The sequence below is a fragment of the Sorangiineae bacterium MSr11367 genome, from assembly GCA_037157805.1.
Taxonomy (GTDB): Bacteria; Myxococcota_A; Polyangia; order Polyangiales; family Polyangiaceae; genus Pendulispora; species Pendulispora rubella.
In genome coordinates this window covers 446,582-468,576 of record CP089983.1, presented here as the reverse complement: position 1 = coordinate 468,576, position 21,995 = coordinate 446,582, and the positions used below count along the sequence as shown (strand labels likewise).

16 protein-coding genes and 1 pseudogene are annotated in these 21,995 nt (G+C 64.1%); 6 read left to right on the top strand and 11 right to left on the bottom strand.

All coding sequences use genetic code 11. The annotated features are described in order from the left end of the window. Positions 1 to 11: 11 nt before the first annotated feature. From LVJ94_01900 to LVJ94_01890, 3 genes are read right to left on the bottom strand one after another with little or no spacing between them, the layout of a single operon-like run. Positions 12 to 1,286 carry a 4Fe-4S dicluster domain-containing protein gene (locus LVJ94_01900; GenBank protein WXB06017.1) on the bottom strand — a complete coding sequence of 425 codons (1,275 nt, stop codon included), beginning with the start codon at positions 1,284 to 1,286 and terminating at the stop codon, positions 12 to 14. A gap of 1 nt (position 1,287) precedes the next feature. Then, on the bottom strand, positions 1,288 to 2,502 hold the full coding sequence (locus LVJ94_01895; GenBank protein ID WXB06016.1) for an FAD-binding oxidoreductase: 1,215 nt from the start codon (positions 2,500 to 2,502) through the stop codon (positions 1,288 to 1,290). Further along, on the bottom strand, positions 2,502 to 3,974 hold the full coding sequence (locus LVJ94_01890) for an FAD-binding protein (protein WXB06015.1): 1,473 nt from the start codon (positions 3,972 to 3,974) through the stop codon (positions 2,502 to 2,504). The genes LVJ94_01895 and LVJ94_01890 overlap by 1 nt, the downstream gene beginning before the upstream one ends. A gap of 66 nt (positions 3,975 to 4,040) precedes the next feature. Between LVJ94_01890 and LVJ94_01885 the strand changes: the two genes are divergently transcribed. Further along, the gene (locus LVJ94_01885; protein WXB06014.1) at positions 4,041 to 4,829 is read left to right on the top strand and encodes a helix-turn-helix transcriptional regulator; all 789 of its coding nucleotides are present in this window, start codon (positions 4,041 to 4,043) and stop codon (positions 4,827 to 4,829) included. 28 nt (positions 4,830 to 4,857) lie between these two features. Here LVJ94_01885 and LVJ94_01880 read toward each other — a convergent pair whose 3' ends face one another. From LVJ94_01880 to LVJ94_01865, 4 genes are all read right to left on the bottom strand, one after another. Continuing rightward, on the bottom strand, positions 4,858 to 5,502 hold the full coding sequence (locus LVJ94_01880) for a hypothetical protein (protein ID WXB06013.1): 645 nt from the start codon (positions 5,500 to 5,502) through the stop codon (positions 4,858 to 4,860). Between the two features lie 778 nt (positions 5,503 to 6,280). Beyond that, positions 6,281 to 7,699, bottom strand: a complete 1,419-nt coding sequence (locus tag LVJ94_01875) for a DUF1501 domain-containing protein (protein WXB06012.1) — start codon at positions 7,697 to 7,699, stop codon at positions 6,281 to 6,283. A gap of 18 nt (positions 7,700 to 7,717) precedes the next feature. Beyond that, complete coding sequence (locus LVJ94_01870) at positions 7,718 to 8,413, bottom strand: hypothetical protein (GenBank protein WXB06011.1); 696 nt, start codon at positions 8,411 to 8,413, stop codon at positions 7,718 to 7,720. Then, a complete protein-coding gene (locus LVJ94_01865; protein ID WXB06010.1) occupies positions 8,410 to 10,119 on the bottom strand; it encodes a c-type cytochrome in 1,710 nt (569 codons plus the stop codon). The genes LVJ94_01870 and LVJ94_01865 overlap by 4 nt, the downstream gene beginning before the upstream one ends. A gap of 813 nt (positions 10,120 to 10,932) precedes the next feature. Here LVJ94_01865 and LVJ94_01860 point away from each other — a divergent pair. Together LVJ94_01860 and LVJ94_01855 are read left to right on the top strand one after the other, a co-directional pair. Further along, positions 10,933 to 11,778 carry a LysR family transcriptional regulator gene (locus tag LVJ94_01860; GenBank protein WXB06009.1) on the top strand — a complete coding sequence of 282 codons (846 nt, stop codon included), beginning with the start codon at positions 10,933 to 10,935 and terminating at the stop codon, positions 11,776 to 11,778. 180 nt (positions 11,779 to 11,958) lie between these two features. Next, positions 11,959 to 12,192, top strand: a pseudogene (locus LVJ94_01855) (hypothetical protein). Positions 12,193 to 13,043: 851 nt separating this feature from the next. On the opposite strand, the gene LVJ94_01850 reads toward LVJ94_01855, so the two are convergent. Together LVJ94_01850 and LVJ94_01845 are read right to left on the bottom strand one after the other, a co-directional pair. Beyond that, positions 13,044 to 14,138: a VWA domain-containing protein gene (locus tag LVJ94_01850; GenBank protein WXB06008.1), complete on the bottom strand. Its 1,095-nt coding sequence runs from the start codon at positions 14,136 to 14,138 to the stop codon at positions 13,044 to 13,046. Positions 14,139 to 14,173: 35 nt separating this feature from the next. Then, the gene (locus tag LVJ94_01845) at positions 14,174 to 16,057 is read right to left on the bottom strand and encodes a cytochrome c3 family protein (protein WXB06007.1); all 1,884 of its coding nucleotides are present in this window, start codon (positions 16,055 to 16,057) and stop codon (positions 14,174 to 14,176) included. Between the two features lie 102 nt (positions 16,058 to 16,159). On the opposite strand from LVJ94_01845, the gene LVJ94_01840 reads away from it, so the two are divergent. Both LVJ94_01840 and LVJ94_01835 read left to right on the top strand, forming a co-directional pair. Next, positions 16,160 to 17,938, top strand: coding sequence for an iron-containing redox enzyme family protein (locus tag LVJ94_01840; protein WXB06006.1), 1,779 nt, complete (start codon positions 16,160 to 16,162; stop codon positions 17,936 to 17,938). Then, positions 17,935 to 19,083, top strand: a complete 1,149-nt coding sequence (locus tag LVJ94_01835) for an aminotransferase class V-fold PLP-dependent enzyme (protein ID WXB06005.1) — start codon at positions 17,935 to 17,937, stop codon at positions 19,081 to 19,083. The genes LVJ94_01840 and LVJ94_01835 overlap by 4 nt, the downstream gene beginning before the upstream one ends. Positions 19,084 to 19,115: 32 nt before the next feature. Here the strand turns inward: LVJ94_01835 and LVJ94_01830 are convergent, their stop codons facing one another. Beyond that, complete coding sequence (locus tag LVJ94_01830) at positions 19,116 to 19,961, bottom strand: lysozyme (protein WXB06004.1); 846 nt, start codon at positions 19,959 to 19,961, stop codon at positions 19,116 to 19,118. 167 nt (positions 19,962 to 20,128) lie between these two features. Beyond that, the gene (locus LVJ94_01825) at positions 20,129 to 20,983 is read right to left on the bottom strand and encodes a HEAT repeat domain-containing protein (protein WXB06003.1); all 855 of its coding nucleotides are present in this window, start codon (positions 20,981 to 20,983) and stop codon (positions 20,129 to 20,131) included. Positions 20,984 to 21,182: 199 nt separating this feature from the next. Between LVJ94_01825 and LVJ94_01820 the strand changes: the two genes are divergently transcribed. Continuing rightward, positions 21,183 to 21,947, top strand: coding sequence for an SDR family oxidoreductase (locus LVJ94_01820; protein ID WXB06002.1), 765 nt, complete (start codon positions 21,183 to 21,185; stop codon positions 21,945 to 21,947). The last annotated feature ends 48 nt before the right edge of the window (positions 21,948 to 21,995 follow it).

Genomic DNA, 21,995 nt, shown 5'->3' with positions numbered 1-21,995 from the left:
ACGGCATCGCGTCACCCGCGCAAGGTCGTACCGCGAATGGATGCGTCGAGAAGCTCGATGGGGTGCGCCGTCTGCACGTCTTGCCCGCGCTCGCGAAGGAGCATGCGTATCTGCAAGGTGCAACCCGGATTGGCGCTCACCAGGAGCTCGGGGGCCGCAGCGAGAACATTGTCGACCTTGCGCTCTCCAATGACGCGCGCGCTCTCCGGCTCGACCAAATTGTAAATGCCGGCGCTGCCGCAGCATTGATCCGAATCGGCAATTTCGGTGATCTCCACACCGGGAATCGCCCGCAAAAGCGCGCGCGGTTGCTCGCGAATGCGCTGCGCGTGCGCGAGATGGCAGGCATCGTGGTAGGCGATTTTCTTGAAGGGCAAAGGATGACGCGGTGCCACGGCCCCCAATTGGGAAAGAAGCTCGGTGACGTCCTTCACCTTGTGCGCCATGGCCTCGGCGCGCGCGGCCCAGGCGGGATCGCCCGCGAGCAAGCGGCCCCACTCTTTCATCGACGAGCCGCATCCGGCCGCGTTCACCACCACGGTGTCGACCTCGGCGCGCTCCAACACCTCGATGGCGGCGCGTGCAAAATCGCGCGCTTCGTCGGCGCGTCCGGCATGCACCGAGAGGGCACCGCAGCAGCGCAGATCGTCAGGAATGACGACGTCGCATCCTTCCGCGGTGAGCACGCGCACCGTGGCCTCGTTGACGTCGGGGAAATAGACGCGCTGCACGCAGCCGGGCAGCAGCGCCACCTTCGCGCGCCGCGTCCCCTGCGCGGCCGTGAACGAAGGAAGGCGCGCGAGCAGTTGATGCGGCGAGACCGCAGGCATCAAGGTCTCCAGGTTGCGCCATCGCGCGGGCAGAAGACGCAAGATGCCCAGCTTGTGGACCAGCCAGCGCAAACCGGTTTTGACGTAGAGGAGCTGAAAGAGGACGAGCACCTTGAGGCGACTCGGGTGCGGGAAGAGCGCGAAGATCATCCCGCGAAACCATCGCTCCGACGCCGTGCGCGCCGGGGAGCGCTCCACCTCGGCGCGCGTCTGCTCGATGAGGGCATCGTACTTCACGCCCGAAGGACACGCCGTCACGCAGGCCATGCACCCGAGGCATTGATCGAAATGGCGCACCACCGTGGGTGAGAGCTCATTGCCCTCGGTGAGCGATTTCATGAGGTAGATGCGCCCGCGCGGTGAGTCCATCTCCTCGCCCCACGATTGGTACGTGGGGCACGTGGGGAGGCAGAAACCGCAGTGGACGCAGTCGTCGATGAGCTTTCGCTCCGCCATGTCAGAGGCCTCCGATGAAACGACCCGGGTTGAGACGCCGCTCGGGATCGAAGCGCTGTTTGAGCTCGCCCATCACCGCGAGCGATCCCGCTGCGGCCGGCCCCCACGGATCGATGCCCGCACGCACGTCCGCCGGCGCCTCCTCGACGACGAGCGAACCCGCCGCCCCCGACACCGAGACCAACGCCTCACGCGCCGTGCGCAATGCGGCGATCACGGCCGGCGCATCGGCGACGTCCCCCGAGACGAAGCCGAGTCCGAGGCTCGCATAGCCCACGAACGCCCCGCCCCGAAGCGCGTCCATCAACGGCTCCAGCGCCTTCAGCAGCGCGACGAGCCGCGACGGCAACGTGGCCACTTTGATGCGCAACGCCCCCTGCATGCGCGACTGGTCATGCCGCGCCCAAAAGGCCACCGCAGCCTCGTCCGAGAGCCGCTCTGCACCCAGCCCGCACGCCCGCTCCACCTGATGAGCGATCGCCCGCTCGAACCCCTCGAATCGCACCCCCAAGTCAAGGCCCCCTCCCCCTCCGGGGGAGGCTGGGAGGGGGTGCTTCCCAAGTGCCACCACGCTGGTCGGCTCGAGCTGCGCCTGCCGCAGTCGCTCCACCTGCGACACCACCGCTTCCGCCGAGAGACCAGGAAACACCACCGTCGCCGCCGCATCGGGCAATGGGTGCAGGCGAAACGTTGCTGTAGCAACGAGCCCCAACGTCCCCAGCGAACCACAGACGACCTTCGGCAGATCGAAGCCCGCGACGTTCTTGACGACCTTGCCACCACCCCGTGCCACGACGCCGTCGGCACGCACCAAGGTAACGCCGATGATGAGATCGCGCACCGCCCCGTAACGCGCGCGCCGCGGCCCGAAGGCGCCCGTCGCAATCACGCCGCCGAGCGTCGCCCGATCGGGGTGCGGTGCATCGAGCGCCAGCATCTGCCGCTCGGCGCCCACCACCGCGTGCACCTCCGCGAGCGTGACCCCCGCCTCGACGGTGATGACCATGTCGGACGGCGCATACTCGAGCACGCGCGCCATGCCGCGCGTGCGAATCACCGCATCGAGCCCCGACGGCGGGTTCCCCAGCGAAAGCTCCGTTGCGCCGCCCACGAAGCCGACGCGCCATCGCTCGCGCGCGCACTCGGACATCGCCTGCGCGCACTCGTCGGCATTTGCCGGCGTGCGCTCCACACGGGCCTCCAGAACGGTGGCCATCAGCCGCGCCCCGCGAGTCCCGAGATCTCCGTTTCATGCGGGACGTACTTGCCCGGCTTGTCCCCGCAGAGACGCGGCGTGGGAAAGACTTTGCCGGGGTTCATGCGCACCTCGGGATCGAAGGCGCAGCGCACCATGTTCATCGTTTCCAGATCGTCCTCGGAGAACATCTCGACCATGTACGGCGCCTTGTCCGCGCCGACGCCATGCTCGCCGGTGATGGATCCCCCCGTGCGCACGCATATCTTGAGGATCTCGCCCGCCGTCTCCTCGGCGAGCTTCTCCTGCCCGGGCACCGCCGCGTCGTAGAGCACCAGCGGGTGCAAATTCCCATCGCCCGCGTGGAAGACGTTGGCGATGCGCAGCCCCGACGACGCCGAGAGCCGCTCGATCTCGCGCAGCACCGGCGCGATTTCCGAGCGCGGAATCACCCCGTCCTGCACCACGTAGTTCGGGCTGATGCGCCCCATCGCGGCAAAGGCGCTCTTGCGGCCGCGCCACATCCCATCGCGCTCGGCGGCATCGCGCGGCACACGGATCTCGAGCGCGCCCGCCTCGCGTGCAAGGCGCGTGGCCTCGGCCGCGGTGTGCTCGACCTCGGCGGTGGGGCCGTCGACGTCCATCAACAACGCCGCGCCTACGTCGGGCCAGTCGACGCCGGTGGCAGCCTTGATGGCCACGATGGCCAAGCGGTCCATCATCTCGATGGCCGCAGGGACGATGCCTGCGGCAATGATGAGCGATACGGCATTCCCCGCTTCGCCGGTGGTGGGAAAGGTCGCCAAAAAGGTGCGCGTGGCCTCGGGCTTGCGCAGGATGCGGAGCACCACCTCGACCACCACGCAGAGCGTCCCTTCGCTGCCCACCAGCGCGCCGCGCAAGTCGTAGCCGGGAGCGTCGAGCACGGGACCTCCGAGTTCGACGAGGCTGCCATCGGCGAGAATCACCTTGGCGCCGAGCACGTGGTTCGTGGTGAAACCGTATTTCAAACAGTGGGCGCCGCCGGAATTCTCCGCGACATTGCCGCCGATGGTGCACACCTGCTGCGACGACGGATCGGGCGCGTAATAGTAGCCCTGCGGCGCGAGGCGCTTGGAGATATCCAGGTTGATGACCCCTGGCTCGACCCGCATCCATTGGTTGTCGAAGTCGATTTCCAGGATGCGCTTCATGCGCGAGAGCCCCAGCAGAATGCCGTTGGGCACCGGCAGGGCGCCGCCGGAGAGCCCGGTTCCCGAGCCCCGCGGAACGATGGGCAGCCCTTCGGCGCGGGCGAGTTTGACGATCTCGACCACCTCGGCGGTGGTGCCCGGGAGCACCACCAGACCGGGCCGCGCACGAAAGCTGGTCAGGCCATCGCACTCGTAGGTGCGCAGCTGCTCGGGGTCGGAAATGCAGTGGCGGGCGCCGACAATCGCCTCGAAACGGGCGACGACCTCGCGCGGAATCGCAGGCGCATGCAGGACATCCACGGCGCGATCGTGACGCCAAAGCCTCGATGTGGCAATGAAATCCCACGCGGGTATGCTTTGGGTCCGATGATCTGGTCACCGCACTCCCGCATCCGTCCGCTCTTCGAGGGGGGCGATCTTCTGGTTGGCGAGTGGCACTGCTGGGGCGTGGAAAAGCGCTGGTTCAAGGAGGTGCCCGTTTACGCCGAGCTCGATCTGCCGCGCGACGGCATGCACTTACGCGCCGTGGGGCGAAAGCAGCACGTGATCCACCCTGCGACGGCCGCCTTTTCTGCCGCCCATGCGGATTACACGCGCGCATCGCCCACGAGCAACCCCGCCACGAGCACCTTGATTTTCGTTCGGGGCGAGCTCGCGGAGGCCCTCCCGCGCAACACCATGTCCTCGCACCCGATCTCGTCCGAGGTGGCCACGTTGCACGTCCGACTTCTGCGCGCGACCGATCCCGTGGCCGTCGAAGAGGCCGCCCTGGCCATCCTCCAGCGCGTCCTCGTCACCTCGAGCGAGCCGGCTCCGCGTACCGCGCGAGACGTCCCGCCCTCGTGGCGCAGGCTTGCCGACGAGTTGCAGCACGTCATCGCCACGCGCTACGGCGAACGTCTCACCCTCGAGCGCCTCGCCACGCTGTGCAAGACATCACCGTTCCACGCGAGCCGCGTCTTTCGCACGGTCACCGGCGAAACGATCCACGGTTACCTCACGCGCGTGCGCCTGCGCGTCGCCCTGTTCGAGCTGCGGCGCGGCGCGGGCCGCCTCACGGACATTGCGCTCGCCACGGGATTCTCCTCGCATAGTCACTTCACGAGCGCCTTTCGCACGGAGTTCGGCTACGCCCCGTCGACGTTGGCGCGCTAACTCATCCCCCATCCCCCCTGTCCGTACGTCAACGAGTCGCTGGCGTCTCGAACGCGCAGTCGACATCGGACTCTTCCGACACCGTGCACAAACCGCGCAGTACGACCCCTTCTTCACTGCGGATCTTCTTTGGGAACTCCCGGTTGACCGTGAAGTCATTCTCGTAGGTCTTTGGTGCACTTGGAAAGAGCGAGAGATGCGGTACGGGCCCCGGTATGAGCTCAACCTGCTCCGGAGCATCGAGCGATTGACCGTAGGCAACCGATACCAAAGAATATCGCCGCGCCCCACCGACGGAGTAGATGGCGCGATAGCCCGACGTTGGCACGTTGACCTCCGCGGACTCGAGGACTTTTCCCGCCGCATCGAAGATCTCGAGCGCGTGTTTGCCGGGGCCTACCTTCGCGACGAGCACCACTCTTCCGAAGGTGCCCACGACGTTCGGCCCGGCCTTGTGCATTCGACTGTGCAAAGCGGAAATCTCGAAGCCATCGACCTTTACCGTGACTTCGGTGTCTGGGGAGTCAAATAGGATGTAGTTCGAGTCACTGACGGTCAAGGCCAGGAGCCCGACGAACATTGGAATTGCGGCAAGAGCAAAGGGAAACCAGCCAATCGACGTCTTTCGAGCGGCCGCCCGTACAGAGGCCATCGTGCCGTTCGCGAAGAACACATCGCCTCGTTCCGAACGATGGACGAGGATCCCCCCTCCGTCAGGATCGGCCGTACAGGGTCCTCCCGCCACAATGGGCTGGCCGGGCACGACGATTCGCTCGTTGAACGTAAGATTGCGTCCGCTCGAAAAGAGAGAATCCCTCGTTGCAGCGGGCAACTCGACATGGGCCACGAACGCGGCGAGATGCAGCGGCAGCTGTGGCGACGCTCCGCCGAAGGCACTGCTGGAGCTCCTGTACACGGTGGCGCCGGAAATGTAGTTCGTGCTCAGCTCCGGTGGAAAGAGAACGCGGGCACCACCGAATTCGATACGCCCGAGATATTTCGTGCCGCCGTCCGTCACCAGAGCGTGCCCGCGGGCGTCCTCGAAAATCCGCTCCCACGTGACTTCTTCCCCTGATCGGTCGCGGCTGATGACTTCGATGTGAAAGGCGATGCACAGCCGTCCGGTAAATGGAGCCGTGAGTGGACGAATCCGTCCTTGGCCGTCACTCGCCAGGCCCGCGAGGACTCCAACGCTGCCCGTTCGCACGGCGTCGTATGCGTCTCGAGAGAGGAGTCGGATCCATGGCTCTCGTTTCTTTCGAGCCACGAGACGCTCGAACATGATCGTCAAGCCAAAAACTGCGCACGCGACAATCGGTCCTAGAAACCAAAGAGAGGAGCCAATCGACTTGGCCGTATCGCCACCACACCCACTCGCCCATGCCAGCAATCCCAGTCCCACGAAAGCAAGAGGTCTCCGCCCCTTTTCTACCGAATATCTACGCATCAAATTAGCGCTTCAAGAGTGCGTTGAACGTCGGCGCGGCTTCGTTGCGTGCGGCCTCCCAGAAGAACTGGCGGTCGACTCCAAAAAGTGAGTAGAGCGCGTTGACGACGGAAGCGAGTCCCAGGTAGGTACCCGACTCGTATTGCGCCGGTTTGGCATCGGTGGAGCGGCCCGTGGCGAAGTCGATCGGCAGGCCCATTCGTTTGATGCGGGAGGGGTCAAGAGATAGGTGGGCACTCGAAAGCTCCTCGGTCGGCGTCCGAAAGTCCGTGCCGCCGAACACCCTGCCCGCAGCGATGCCCCTTCCAGCGAGAAGGATCGTGCTGGCCAGTGTATTGTGATCCGTTCCCGTATCGTCGACGGGATACCCGACACGCCGCATCGTACGTCCGAACTCGGAGGCAAACATGACGGTGGTCACGTCGAGCAATGTTCGGCGTTCGTCGAACGGCGTCTTCTTCAAATAGGCGAGAACGCGGGCGAAACGTTTGGCGGCGGCCTCGTACATCGGGGCTTGATTTTTGGCTTCATCGGCCGAGTGGGTATCGAAGCGCATGTCGCCGGTTATGTCGAGTAGGCACGACTTGGTAATCCCGTGCCGAAAGAATTCTCCGATCATGGCGAGATTTCGATCCAACGCCACATCGAAATCGGGTTCCGCGAGCGCACCGATCGCCGGCAACTGAAGTGCGCGAATGCGCTCTGCCAGGGACACGCTCTGTGCCGCTGCACCTCCGAGGACCCTGGCTCCATTGGAAAAGCGATTCGCTCCGGACGATGCGGCCTGCGAACAGCGTGCCTGGAGATGCGCATCGAAGTCGGGAGTATCTTTTCCGGATGACGACAACGTGGCCTGGAGTGCCGCAGCCGTCTCTGCGTTCAGCGGGACGAAGCGAGCGTCTCGAACGTCCGCGACAAACGCCCCCACTTGCACGTAGTCGATGGGTGTTTCGGTATTCAATCGAGACATGGCGGGTACTCCGCCAAATGGATTGCCTGTAAGGAGCAGATTACGATTCTGCCCGTGGCCGTCGAACGCAACGCTGGTCAGAACACCGTTGACGATGGCGAGATCCTGCAGGAACGGCCGAAGCGCCTGCGTAGGCGCCGCCACCAAGGTCCGCGTGCCATCCGCACCTTCCCAGGGCGCGGGCTCCGCACCGATGTAGTTCTGTTGCAAGCCGGCCGCGGTCATCTCGAGCGGGAGGGCGTCGAACGAATAGGCCGCGTCCAAGCCACCCTGGACGAGCACCTGCATGAAGAAATGGGGCTCGCTCGGTGTGGCGGCGTCGCCGCGTGCGCGGCGCGACAGCAGAAGTGCGCCGAGCGTACCTGCAAGGCCGCCGACCAGCGCGCGGCGGCCGAGTCGCAGTGTATCCGTACGGCTCGTCTCGAAAGGATGTCGTTCGAAATGGCGTTTCATCGTGTTTTCTCCTCTCGATCAGGGTTGCAGCAACACGTACGGATTGAGCATCGCCGCCACCACCATCAAGGGGATCATCGTTTCAGCGGTGGCACCGCCGTAGGCCGGGCCCAAGAAGTGGTCTCGCCACGCTTCGTACTCGCCGTGCGGCGCATCGTAGGCCGTGAGCCCTTTCCAGAAGGCGTGCAGCACAATCTCCTCTCGCGCGCTGGCTGCGGGCCAGGTGCAGAGCGACTGCACGACGGGGGCGAGCTCGGTTCGAATCTCGAAGTCCGCGATGGTCCGGAGTCCCGAGCCGCCGGGACAGAGCGAGGCCACGTCCTTTCCGAATCCCAGGAAGGCAATTCGCCATATCAAGAAGCTCACCGCATTGGGATCACCGTTCTTGAATGAGTTGTCGGTGCCTTTGCCCGTCCACGCTCCGAGAAGCCGCGAGAGGCCGGCCCCGACGCCCGCGCCTGCGTCCGCGCCAGGAGATTCGAGGTACGAGGACAACGCAAAGGCGGCAGGCTTGGCCACCAGGCGCGAGTGAACCATCTCGTTCATGGCCTCGTATCCACGATATTGCGCAATTCTGGGATCCGGACCCGCATCGCGAGAAGTCGGTGGCGACGCCGGCGGGCCCCCATCCGTGGTGGCGAGGGTGGAATTCAAGCCCGACTGGCACGCCAGGAGCAGCAGAACGCTCGGTGCGATGAAACGAAGGCGCGTCACGGCGCACCTCCCGCAAGTCGTTCCGTGAGCCAAAGGTAAAGGTCTTCCCGTTCCTTCGCGGGCATCGATCGCCCGGCAGGCATTTGACGAGCAGGGTCAGAAGTTCGGATACGATCCAGCATGCGGGTGAACGTCTCGCGAGCCGGCCTGGGCGTCCCATCCGGGCCGCGGTGAGGGAACGTCTGTTCGTCGGCGCGCCAAGTCGTAAGATCGAGCCCTCCTTGCGAGCCCGGACCCGAATGGCATGTTGCGCAATTCTTCTGAAGGATGAAGGCCACGGAGCACGGCGGTCGTGCCCCCACATCCACCCCGTCATCAGCCGGCACGTCGTAACACTCGTCCGAGCGCGGGTGCGACGTCCGAAAGGTATGGCTCGTGAGTACGCGGCGAACCAAATTTCGAAAGGCGATGGAGGAGTTTCCTTTCGACTCGTCGATGAACGAGTTCGTCACCCCGGCGAGGTAACCGGGGTCGACGAGTTGCTGCTCGCCGTTGAAGTATTCGAACGTACGGCGGGTCAAACAAGCCTTGACCTCGGGAGCTTCTTCGATGATGTGAAACAAGTCTTCCAAGCTCTCACCGTAGCTGTTGAGCGCTGGATCGGTGGACGAGCGGATGTAGCCGATGTTCCACGGGCGCTCGCCCGAGCCCTTCCATTGCGACTGATAGACCTCGCGATTTTGAACCACCCTGTCATCGAAAATGAAATTCGTTTCACCTTGCAAGTTCAGGCCGAGTTGACCGCGTTCTTTGAAGAAGCCCGCCATGGGATCGAGCTTGTAATGGCACGATTTGCAAGCCGGATCCGACGCGTGGCGATCGCCGGCGTGGGTGGAGGGCAGTGCGGCATCGATCGGCCTCAAGTCGTCGCAGAAGAAGCGATCGAGTACGTACGCGGCCCGCCGACGGTTTTGATTGGTCGAGGAATTCTCATTCGGATCCCAAAATGCAATATGATCGAGATTTTTTGCCAGATGGTCGGCGTGAAAGCGTTCGAGGTTTACTTCCGTCAGATCGTCCAGACGTCCCGAGGGCTGGCTTTTCGCGAGCAGCTCCTGGGCATAATCATGAAGCTCGATCGCATACTGACGAAGCTTGCGTACCTCCGCGCGCGCGTCGGTCGAGAAGCTCTCCGGCCACCCGCAGGCCCAGAACAGGGGCATGACGTGGCCCAATTCCGCCGCGATGGGAAACTCTTCGTTGTCGTCATCGTTGAAAAGCTTGTAACTAAAATAAAATAGCTCGCTCGAATCGAGCTTCTGACAAAAGGCCTTCCAGTCCTTGCCGGCCTCGAGATGTGCGAGAAGTTCGTCGGCGTCCTCGAGCGCCACGTTCAAGTGGTATCGAAGAAGGTCCGATTGAGACATCTCCGGCGTGCCCGATGCCGCCGGCGCAGGCTTCGGCCGAAACGCATACTGCGGCTGTTCGAAAGAAAGCAAGCTAAGGTAATTTTTACCTTTTTTGAATTCGAAAGCGGAATGAAGGGCGCGCCGCGAAATGATGGCCTCGGGATTCCAATTGCCGTCTGGCAATTTGAGATCGCTTTGTTTCAATCCAAGAAAATACTGATTGAAATCGAACACTGTGTCGACGAAGCGTGGGTCGTCCATGAAATGATTGACGATTTCATCCGGAGTGAGTCGGGCGAGAGCCTCGACGTCCTCATTCGCCGCGAGGCCCGCCCCCTGCCGCAGTGCTCGCGCCACCTTGTCGACATACTGCCGCCGGTCCAACTCGGAGTCGGCATCCGAGCCTGCGTCCGTCCCAGGGGGACGAGCGGCGGGTGCTACCCCCGGTGAATCGGACTCACATGCGGAGAGACACGAGGCGCTGGCCCCGAATGCTAGTGTGATGGCAAGCCACCGATTTCGAGATGACATGCCCGGAACATGGCATGCGCTATTCGACAAGATAAGGTCACTAGTTTGCGCGACTCTCGTTCTGTCTTCTATGGGTTTCCGTCGACCCCGTGGGAAGCAATGGTGCTCACCGACGAGAGCTTTGGCGGCCAATCTGCACCGGATAAGCAAAATTCATGAATGTTATGCACAATACATGAACTGTTCGACATGCGGCCATTTCGCGAAGTTTCGTTGGCGCAAGCAACTCGACGATCATCTGGATACGCCACGAATCCATCGTAATACGCGCCACCTTTCATTGACGGAGCTGGCCGCCTGTACCTCAAACGCTGCAGCGCAGCGTCAACGAGGCTGATTGCGCCAAGCGCTTTCTAGATGGCCACGATACCACCGACCATGGTATCGATACCATCCTTACCCATCGTACGAGACCACACGGGAAAGGACGGGGGCGTGAGACGATGTCCTCGTGCGCCACGGCGCACGGTTCACAAAGACTTCTGGCACCGCTTTAATGAATGAGCGCGCAGAGGGCGAATCTCAGGATCGGAGGGAGATGGTTCTCTCGACGAGGTCGTTGGCTGCCAATCTGCATCGGGATAATCGGAATTCATGGATGTTTTGCGCGGTATGCGAATTTTTCGACATGTGGCCACGGTGGGAAGTATCGTTAGCGCCGCCCGCGCAGCCAAGACCACGTCGACGTCGGTGAGCAAGCAGCTCGCGCAGCTCGAAGAGCATCTGGGTACGCAACTGATCCATCGAAATACACGCCACCTTTCACTGACGGAGGCTGGCCGTCTATATCTCGAACGCTGCGAGCGGATTCTCGACGACGTCGATGGTGCCGAGTGTTTTCTAAGCGGCCTTCGCACGGTGCCGCGCGGACCTTTGCGCATCAGTGCGCCCGTAGCGTTCGGTCTCCTTCGACTTTCGCCGATCTTGGCGCAATTCGTCGTGAAATATCCAGAGATTGAATTGGACGTCGTCCTCGACGATCGCGTGCTCGATCTCGTGGAAGAGGGGTTCGACCTGGGCATCCGTGTCTTTCGACGACCGCTCCACGACAGCACGCTCACCGTGCGGCGTATCGGCGGTGGAAAACGCGTGGTCTGCGCGGCACCATCGTACCTTCATGCCCACGGGAAACCGAAGCATCCGCGTGACCTCGAAAATCACGTATGCCTGCGCTACGGCAAGCAGGTGCCGGGATTCTGGGAGTTCGATGGCCCCGACGGACGCATCTGTGTAAAAGTCCGTGGGCCTCTCGTGGTCAATAATTGCATCTCGATTCGTGACGCAGTGAAGTCTGGGATCGGCATCGCGCTCGTCAACGACTTCATCGTGGCGAAGGAGCTGGCAGAGCACGAGTTCGAAGTCCTTCTCGAAGACCACCCTCCGAGCGGCTACAACGTCTATCTCGTATCACCCCCCTCGCGCTATGAGACCCCGCGGGTCCGCGCCTTCTCGGACCATGTCATCAAATCGCTCGATCTTGGCTGAGTGGACCGGAATGCCCGAGCCGGCCTGGGCCTCTAGCGACCCGCAGTCTGTGTACCGGCACGAAAGACGGTGAGCCCTTCGATGCCCGCGAAGGATGGCTCCACGGAGGCGGCGCGCTTCATGGTCACGCCGGGTGCGCCGGCTTTTCCGGGGTCGCCAGTGCGGCCCTCGCCGCCGCGAATGCCCCATTGGCCACTGGTGAATCGCCCGCTGCCGCCGAAGCCGAGGTTTCCACCCGGGCCCGAGTTGCCCGCCGCGCCTCCGCGCCCTCCCGAGACATCGGCAGAGAGCAACGAGAGGAGCTCGGGGAAACGTGCGTCATACACGATCTCCAGCAGGCCGCCGGCACCGCCGCGGCCGCCGTTTCCACCATCGCCACCGGCACCGCCGTTTCCACCATCGCCACCGTTGCCGTTGCGCAGACCGCCGTTGCCTCCCTTGCCGCCCGAGCCTCCGTGGCCGCCCGCGCCACCGGCACCGCCGGCTCCCCCCGAGGCATCGAGCACGAGAACGCGATCGGCCGGGGCAAGGACGAAGTCCTCGACATCGCCCTCGAGCTTCACGGCAAGAAGCTTCTCGTAGAACGGCGTTGCCACAAATGTTGTGTAGGCAACGATATGCGGCCCCGCCGCGCCGTCGGCACCGCTGTCGCCCGACCGCCCCCGACCGCCGGCGTCGCCCGGCCGGCCATCGCCATAGGTGCCACCATCGCTTCCCGCCGACCCGCGTGCGCCGTCGTCACCGTCGCTCCCGCGGGTGCCCAGGGCACCGCCGTGGCCCGCGGTGCGGATGCACGCGTAATCCGGTTTGTACGAGGCCACGAAGGAGAATTCCGCCGGCCGCGGGCCAAATTCCGCCGTGATCTCGTACGGTGCCGCAATGGTCGGGCGCAGGCCGGTGTGGGGCGTGAAAAATCCATTTTCGTCGAACGCGCCCTGCCGGCTGCGAAAGGCAACGTCGAGCGATGTCCGCGCTTCCTTCTTTGCCTCGCGCCCGTCGACGAGCACGGACACCTGCACCGGTGCCCGCGGGCAGATGGTCTGGCTGGACTTGCGCAGCTCGACGGTGACGCTCCGCGTGCTTGCCCAATAGCGCGCCGCCTGCGCCGCCTGCCCGGGCTCCTGCGCGTGCGCGGAGTGGCACCCTGCAAGACCGCAACCGAGAAGCGCAAGCCAAGCCAACCAAGGAAGAGGGGCCGTCTGTGCCGACATCGAACGAGACCTCCGAGCTGGAGTCTAGCCGAGGCCCGACCTTCGACAAGTCGCTCAGTGAACGGCTATTCGGGTATCGCACCCGAATTGCACGGAGAGCTTCGTGCCTCTACCGCCCTTGACTTCGCTGCACGACGAGGAACAAAGCTCGATGAACGACGGTGCGGCCACGTCGTCGTACCGCCATCCCGCGCCACCCTGGCATGCCTCGTCGTAGCCCAGGCCGTATTCCCGATTTCCTTCGCTCACCGTCACATTGAGCTTTCGCCGATCGAAGACCTTCCCCTCGGGAGGCGACGGAATGGGCAATCGGCACGAGACGGTTCGCGAGCGGATCGCATCGAGGGCATCGGCAAAGGCTTTTGCCGTCCCCTCCGCGTTCGACGGCATGACCAGGATGGCGGCCGTCGTTCCCCCGCGGCGGGCCACGTGATGCAGATCGTCCAGGGCGCCCGCGTGGTAAGGGCTCTCGATCCCGACGACGTACGTCTTGATGGAGGACGCCTCCTCGTTCGCATCCTGCGCGGCACCGGCGGTGAGCTCGACCGAGCTGCGCTGCGGATCGCAATTGTCGTTCGGCATTCCGTCGGTGACCAGAACGACCGCGGTCGTCTCACCGCGATGCGCGGAGGCCTCGGCAATGCTCCGAGCTTGCCGAATCGCCGCACGCATCGCAGGCACCGTCGGCGTTCCTCCTCCGGGGACCACCTCGTCGAGGGAGGCCGCGAACACCGTACCGTTCGGCAGCGACGTCAGGGGCACACTCGGTACCGTATAGGAATCGATGGAACAGCATTCCGTACTTCCGCAATACAAATCCGATGTCTTGGGGAAATACGTGAGCGAGGCGCTCACCCCTTTCGAGCGCGGGTCGGCGAAAAAGGATTTCATGCTTCGCACGACCGGCTCCCACTTATTGAAGTCCGACATGCTGCCGGATCGGTCGAAGACGAATACCAAGTTGACCGGGGCCAATTTGCCCTCGGATTCTGCGGCGGCGCATGCCGCATCCGGCGCGAGCTCCTCGGTGCCCGCGTCGAATGCTGCGAATTCTCCGCCGGCGTCTTGGTCTTGGCGGCCTTGATCACCGTTCGGGACCACCGACGACCCGCTCGCCATGCAGGCCACGCACCCTAGCCAGACGCCCATCCAGACAACCGTCCTGCGAATTCCCATGTTCCCCCTCAATCGTCGTGTTTGCGATGGCACCGGTCGGTGCACCGAACGAACGCATCGGCCCCGCCACCGGTGTACGAATCCGTGATGGGACCGAAATCCCGCACGTGATCCGACGGGTATTTCCGATGGCACGACAGGCAGGCCCCCTTGCTAGGCCGATCGATCCGGTCGCCGGATAGATGGCAGACGCCGCATTTCTTGATTTTCGCGTTGTAATCGCCGCTGCGTGAGTGAATGAAGTGCACACGCGCCCCGAGCTGGTTATCCATCTCCGTGGCGAGCGGGGCATGGCACGCCGTGCAGGTCCCTCGGTTGTCCAACCCGTGGAGCGAACGGCCCAGGGCTCCCCCGTTCTTGTGGCAGTCTTCGCAGTAGGCCGTCGTGGGGCGGTAGTCCGTGTGTTGCGAACTCCCCACTTGGAACTCCACCACTTTGCTCAGCGGCGTCTCTTGGCCCAAATATTTTCGCCGCGCCTTGAGAACCGCGTAATACGTCCCCGCCTTGGCATCGGCGGGCAACTCGAAGGTCCACGTGTCCGTGGAAGGATTCGTCCAACCGCTGCGTGGGCCATAGATCACGGCGAAGGTCGGAACGGCCGTGGCCTGGCCGTAGAGCCCACCGCGGCTTGGAACGGCGGTGGTGAGCATGCCCGACGCCGGATCCATCCGCTCGACGATGTTCACCACATCGTACGTGGCCGTGTTGTTCTGGATGGGACCGACGATGGCAAAATTGAGATGCCCTTCGCGGTGCTTGCGCCGATAATAGAGGGCATTCGGCTCCTGAAAGCCGCGCCAATACTGGATACCCGACTCGACGTTGCCGTTCATGAAGTCTTGAAAGCTGGGCATCATCCCCGGCGCGTGCAGCGGTTTCCCGGAACCGTCCTTCAACGTGAACTGAAACGTTATTTTCTGCCCCGCCGCGTACGTGCCATTCGCCCCCGGCGGCGTGAGCGCGCGGATATCCATGCCGAACCCGTAGTCCCAGTTCGGTCGGTCGACTTGCGTGATGGGGATCCGATACGAGCCCCCGTCGGACTTGAGCGACCACTGCACGCGAAGGGCGGCCGTGTTCGGCTGCATCTTGAAGGTGGGATTCGCCTGATTCGCATACCGCAACTCGACCAAGCCTTCTTCGGTAAATCGACGAGCGTTTCGGCAATCGATGTTCGTCGGACAGTCGTGCGTCCACTGGATGGCGCGCAGGCGCTGCGTAAAGAAGAAGTTCCGTGACGGGTCACGTCCGTGGTCGTGGTCGTGGTCGTGGTGCTCGCGATCGTGCTCTCCGCCTCGCCCCACGTCGATGCGGGCGACGACCGGCTCCCCGGTGCGGTTGCCTTGGGCATCGATGGGTTCCACGGTGAGGGTGCTCGAAGTCCTCATCCACGGGAAATCCCGATAGAACATGCGCCGTGTGAAGGTGCCGTCCTCGTTCTTCTCGCCGGCGAACGAGACGTCCACCCCGCGGTTGCCATCGTGTTCGTGCTCGTGTTCGTCATCATGGTGATGGTGATCGCGATGGTGCTCGTCATCATCGCCGTGGTGATCGTGTTCATGCTCGCGGCGATGGCCGCCCCGCCAATCGAGGCTCGAAAAGTCGCCCCGTTGGGCAAGTCCGGAGACTCCTTCGTCGACCGTCGATTCGAGGGATGCACGGATGTCGATTTGATCGATATAAAAGGTCTGCCCTCGCCGGACCTTCAGGGGTACCCCCACACCGTTGTCGATCTCGAAGGCCAGACCGATGGGCGTATCGGTGGACGTCACCTTCCCTGATACGTTGCGCACGTCCATCGGGGTGGTGTCCCCTTCACACGCCGCGGAATCGAGAACGAGAACCGTCCCCAGCAAAGCGAACAACGCCTGGACACTCGTTACCGGTTTCATCGCGTAGCGGGATATCTCATTTTAATTTTAAAATTGCATTTCATTTTCATAACCGTCACGCCTGCGCCGCACTACTGGGCAGTGCTTCCTCAGGAGGGTGTTATGCAATCGGGACGTGCATCGAACGAACGCTCGTTGCATGCGTATGGTCGGGATCAGCTTCAGCGATTGTGGCGAGCGATCCATCGAAGCGAGGCGCCCAAGTGCGTTTTGCAGGTATTCGATGCTCTTTTGCCGGTGAACGCGGTCCCCAAGGGATGGGATTCCTTCGTTTCCGACGACCATAGTCCTTATGAGTTTTCCCTGCTGCTCGGGGGCGCCGAACCCGAGATTCGGGTTCTCGCGGAGCCGTTGCCCCCGCAGGATCCGACGACGCGGGTGACGATGGCCCACGTGCAAGCGTGCGGGCGCGCGACCGCCGAAACGCTTCGCCGCGAGTTCGGTGCAGATCTCTCCCGTTTCGACGCCGTGGCCGACCTATTCCTACCGAAACATGGGGCACGCGGGCCCTTCGCCGTCTGGTTCGCGGCAAGCTTCGACGCCCAGGGATCGCCCTCCTTCAAGGCGTATTTGAACCCCCAGGTGCACGGCCCCCACGAAGCACCGCGGTTGGTCGAAGAGATGCTCCATCGCCTCGGATTTCCTGGGGCATGGTCCACGATCGTGCGGGCGATGCCGCGCGGGCCCCACCTCGACGAGCTGCGCTTCGTCTCGCTGGATCTCGCCGCCGGCCACGAGGCGCGGGTCAAAGTTTACGGATTTCATCGGCAGGGCACCCTCCACGACATGGTGCGCGTCGCGGGCGCGGTCCCGAATGCGGCGCCCGAGCTCGTCGAATCGTTCTGCGGAATGCTCAGCGGAGGCCATGGCATCCTTTCCGAGCGAGCGCCTGCGAGTTGCCTCGCCTTCGTCGGCGGCCACGCCACCCCGCGGACCGTCACCAGCTACATCCCGGTTCGGGCCTTCGCGGGCGACGACGCCGAGGCGCGGGTGCGCCTCGTTCGGGCCATGTCCGCGCTCGGCATCGCCTCGGCGCCCGTCGAAAGCGCCCTCGAATCGCTCGCCCCGCGCGCGCTCGACGCCGGCAGCGGCCTGATCGCATGGGCCGGGCTACGCACCGGCCAGGCACCGCGCGTGAACGTCTACCTCGCGCCCACCGCCCTCGGAGACCAGGTCCGGCACCGGTCCATCGCACCGGGCCCCGATTCGGACTGCCCCTCCGTCGTGATCCAACATTGCGAGCACGCGCCCATCACCGCGCACCCGCTTCTGCAGCGCATCCAGCGTGATCCGCACAACCTCCGCACGCTCGCCCTGCTCATGCTCAACGTGCGCCGATCGATCACGCGCGACTTCGCACGGCGCCTCGCGCGCGTCGTCGCCGCCGTGGAGGAGGATGGCATTCGCTCGCTCCTGGTGAAGCAATTGAACGACGAGCTCGGCGACGGCGACCCCACCCGCCTGCACAAAGACCTCTTCGAGCGATTCATCATTGGCCTGATGCCGTGGTTGCCGTCGCCCATCCCCGACGAGGTCCTCGCCCCCGGGGAAGCCTTCGCACGCGTGCAAGACGAACTCTATTGCGAACGCAGTCCCTACGAGGGGCTCGGCGCCGCCCTCATCATGGAGATCTACGGCAAACAGTTCGACCTTTTCGTCGGCGACCAATTCCGCCGGGCCTCCGATCCGTTGCCGCCCGACGTCCTGGAGTGGCTCACCCTTCACGAAGCCCTCGAGGTGGAGCACGTCGACGAGGCCACCGTTCTTGCCCGCTCGATCCCCGCAGGGCGCAAGTCCCGGCTTGCCGCACGTGGCGCACGCGAATTGGCCGACGCCGCGTGGGCCTTCCTCGATGGCGCATACCGTGTTTGCTATCCATGATGGACTTCGAGCGCGCGCGGGAGCGCTTTCCGATCCTGCTCGATCGAACGTACCTCGCGGCGTCGACGCTGGGCCCTTGCCCGCGCGAGATGCTCGCCGACTTCTACGCCTACGGCCGGACTCTCCGGCACCGGGCGCGGTGCCTCCCCGAATGGGTCGACCGCTGGAACGAACTGCGCACGTACACGGAGACCCTCCTCGGAGCCCCGGCAGGCTCCGTCTTTCTGTGCGATACGGCCACCACCGCGCAAGCCACCTTGGCGGCGTCGATCGAGCCCGTGGGCTCGCGCTGCCGCATCGTCATCAGTTCGGCCGATTTCCATTCCGCGCGCTATCTCTGGCACGCCCGTTCGCGTGCTGGATTCGAAATCGTCGAAATCCCGACCGGGGTGGACGGCTACATCGATATCGAGACCTGGCTCGGCGTCCTCGACGAGCGCGTGCGCATCGTCTCGTTCTCGCTCGTCTCACCACGAACGGGTGCACTGCTCGACGCCGCGGCCATTTGCCGCGCAGCGCGGCGCGTGAATGCCGTGGTGGTGATCGATGTGTACCAGGCGCTCGGCATCGTCCCCGTTCGGGTGCACGAGCTCGGGGCGCATGCCATCGTCGGTGGTTTTCACAAGTGGATGGGCGGCGGCGGAATGGGCCTCGCCTTCGGCTACATCGAACCAAGCCTGTGCGACGAGCTCGTGCCGATGTACCCAGGTTGGCTCGGCCACCGGCAGCCTTTCGACGTGCAGCACGCGTTCGAGCCTGCAAGGGACGCCCAGAAGTTCCAACGGGGCGCGCCCGCCATGGAGCCGATCTACACGTCGCGCGCGGGCATCCGCTGGGTGGTGGACACCGGCATCGATGCCATTCGGGCGCGCAGTTTGCTACTGACGGATCGACTCATCGAACGCGCCCGCGAGCGGGACTTGGTCGTCACCACCCCGCTCGCGAGGAGCCGCCGCGGCGGCATGGTCTGCCTCGACATTCGCAACGCGAGCACCCTTGCCACGAAGCTCGGGGTGCGCGGCATCGATGTCGACGCCCGGCCCAACGCCGGCCTTCGCATCGCGCCGCACCCATGCATCCGCGAGGACGAGTGCGACGCGGTCATCGACGCGCTTTGTGCTGAGATTCGAGGGGTTAGGGTTTAGGGTTTAGGGTTTAGGGGTTGAGAAAGAAATTTCTAGGGCGCGTTTTTGGCGAAGGCCTTTAGTTGATCCAATGTGCCATTGAACCGGTTTTGGTCGCCGGGGAACGTGCCCGAGTCGTCCCATTGCCAAATGGTGTGCGTGGTCCAGCCGGCGGGAAGCGTGCCGACTGTGGACGACCAGTTGGCCACCCAGAGCGGATTGGCGCTGAAGCCCGTGTTGCTCCCGGTGCATAGGTTCCACCAAGCCCTGCTCGTGTAGAACGTGGGATTGCGGCCGGTGCGCGTCTTGACACGGTTGCTGAAGTCGCGAATCCACTTCGCCATGGCACTGGCGCTCAGGCCATAGCAGCTCCCGCCCGAATACGGATTGTATTCCAAGTCCACCGCGGGCGGCAGCGTCTTGCCGTCGGCCGACCACCCACCGCCATGGTCGACGAAGTAGTTCGCCTGCGCGGTACCGGTCGAGCTGCTCGGCAGCGCAAAATGGTATGCACCGCGGATCAACCCCGCATTGTACGAACCGTTGTATTGCTGCGTGAAATACGGATTCGTATAGGTCGTTCCTTCGGTCGCTTTGATGTAGACGAACTTCGCGCCATTGGCCGCGACGGTGGCCCAATTCACATTGCCTTGATGGCTGGCCACGTCGTGGCCGGGCACCGTCGCCAAGATCGCCGGATCTTCGTCCGCGTCCAACGACTCAGCGCGCCCCTCATGCAGCCGAATTTGCGAACCCGCCGCATGATCCTCGCCGAGGGCCAAGGGCGATTCCGACGTCGATCCCTCGCCCTCCGCCTCCATATCGGCCGCACACCCCCATGTCCCGAGCAGTACGGCGCCACCAAGGACAATGCACCCCACTCCGACTTTCGTGCTCATCGCATGCTCCCGAGGTATGGGCGGATAATCCGCATTCCAAGCCAATCCAGCGATTACGACCGAACGACGTATGTCACCACGCCTCGCCATTCGCCAGGTGGGAAGGAATCTTTCATGCCCCTAGGTGCGTTGGCGCCCACGTCGTGTTCGCGAGCGATGACGCTATGTTATCGCTCTCGGGTGCAGGCGGCGATGGCCTCGGCCAATCCGTTGTCGAGCCAGAACTTGCGACGTTCGGGATCTTCGTGCGCCTCGAGCTTGCGCAGTCCGTCGTAAAGAGAGGGCGATGCCATCCAGCGCGCGGCCTCGAGGATCAACGATAGCTCGGGCCCGCGATCGATTTCGCGCTGCAGAATGGGAAGGACCCGCGGATCGCGGCGTGCCGCGAGGCCCACGATGGCCTCGGAGCGCGTGTTCGTGTGGGGATCTTCGAGGCGCGCGGCGAGTGCATCGCGCAACACCTGCGTGTCGACCGCGTCTTCGTCGCCGTCTTCGGTGGGGCCGACTTGCGTGCCCAGACCAAAGGTGGCCCAGTCGCGAACGTGATCTTCGGCGTCCGCGGAGAGTGCGATGAGCGTCTCGATGGCCGCCGGATCTTTCTGACCGAGGCAGGCGCTCACCACGGCAAAGCGCACATCGGCATTGGGGTGTTGCGCAAACGGACGCATCAGGGCAACACCCTCGGGTGCGCCGAGTTCCCCGAGCGCGAGGCCGATCGACGCCACGAGCTCGGGCGCGGGTGCAGCTCGGAGCATGCTCTCGAAAAGAGCAACGGTGTCGTGCAAGCGAGGCCGGCTTCCCTGTCCCAAAAATCGCAACACGTCGGGAACGACGGCGCGCACGCGCGCATGCTCGTGGCGGCTCACGGGCTCCAAGCGAGACCACACCTCGTCGGGGTCGCGCGCTTGCAGCGCCCGTACGGACTGCCAATACGGTTCCCCGTCATTTTCCCCGCGGAGAGCCTCCGCGATGCACGTTTGCAGCAACTCCTCGATGGTCCACCCGGCGTCGGTTGTCGTCACCCTTCGAGCATAGAACGAGAGTGATGACGGGTGCAGTCCGAACGACATGGACGCGCGGCTCAAGCTGAATCGTTTCATAGCTCGTGCGGTGGAGGAGCACGATTGCAGAGCAAGGAACGGAGCGCCGGCTATGGCGCGATGCCCCAGATTGCCCCTTCGAAACGAGGCGCTTCCGCCTCCCTCGGAAAAAGGGATCATCATGAAAGCTCTTGCCAACAAGGTAGCGATCGTTACCGGCGCAAGCTCTGGAATCGGATATGCGACATCGAAGTTGTTCGCCCGCGAAGGCGCCAAGGTGGTGGTCGCCGCCCGGCGTATCGCGGAGCTCGATGCATTGGTCGCGGACATCGAAGCGGCCGGTGGCCAGGCTGCAGCCCTCGCGGGCGACGTGGCCGACGACGCGTACGCACGCGCCCTGGTCGATCTCGCGGTGAGCCGTTTCGGCGGGCTCGATGTAGCCTTGAACAACGCCGGCAGCACCGGCGAAATGGGCCCGACCCCGGATGTCTCGGTGGCGGGCTGGCGGCAAACCATCGAGACGAATTTGACCAGCGCGTTCCTCGGCGCGAAGTACCAACTGCCGGCCATGCTCGAACGCGGTGGGGGCTCGCTGATCTTCACGTCGACCTTCGTCGGGTATACCGTGGGCATCCCCGGCGCGGCGGCGTATGCGGCGAGCAAGGCGGGCATGATCGGCCTCACGCAAGCCCTCGCGGCCGAGTTCGGACCGAAACGAGTGCGCGTAAATGCTCTGTTGCCAGGTGGCACCGACACCCCGGCGGCGCGCGCCATGAACCCCACCGACGAGGCGTGGAACTTCGTCATCGGGATGCACGCGCTGAAGCGCACCGCCACGCCGGACGAGATCGCGCAATCTGCGCTGTACTTGGCGTCCGACGCGTCGTCCTTCGTGACGGGCACGGCCTTGTTGGTGGATGGAGGTGTCTCGATCAATCGGACGTGATGCGGGGCCGGTTCGGACCTATGACTGGGGATCCCAAGGAGGATCCCC